Origin of the sequence: Pseudoalteromonas sp. S1727 (assembly GCF_005886375.1) — a bacterium.
GTDB lineage: Bacteria > Pseudomonadota > Gammaproteobacteria > Enterobacterales > Alteromonadaceae > Pseudoalteromonas > Pseudoalteromonas haloplanktis.
Map to the genome: position 1 here is coordinate 1 of NZ_PNDT01000273.1, position 373 is coordinate 373.

1 pseudogene is annotated in these 373 nt (G+C 46.9%); it reads right to left on the minus strand.

Annotated features, from left to right (window positions below):
• Positions 1–373, minus strand: a pseudogene (locus CWB85_RS21985) (peptidase M28 family protein); the annotation flags it as partial.

Consider the following 373-nt stretch of genomic DNA (forward strand, 5'->3'; position numbering starts at 1 on the left):
TCTGGGTTTTGCGTACCATTGAACTGGCCGATCACATTGTAACCAGTACCTTGTCCACGATCTTCTGTTTGTACATTGATATTAACGGTGACGTTTTTACCGAGTGCGATAAGGCGCGCTATTTGATCGGCATCAGGGTTGGCAATGGTCACATTAGGAATTTTGGTTACGCCTTCTTTGTAATGACTGCCGCCGGTATGCGCAAAACGGTGGTGGGCAGTGCTGACTGAGCGCATCATATAACCAATCGCGCCTTTCTTAGCTGCTTCAACAGAGCCTGTTGAGCGTGCGCGTACAGCAGGACCGTAGCCGTTACCATCAATATGGCGGTTCATACGGTAATTAATATAAGCAATTTTGCCTTTTAAGCTAT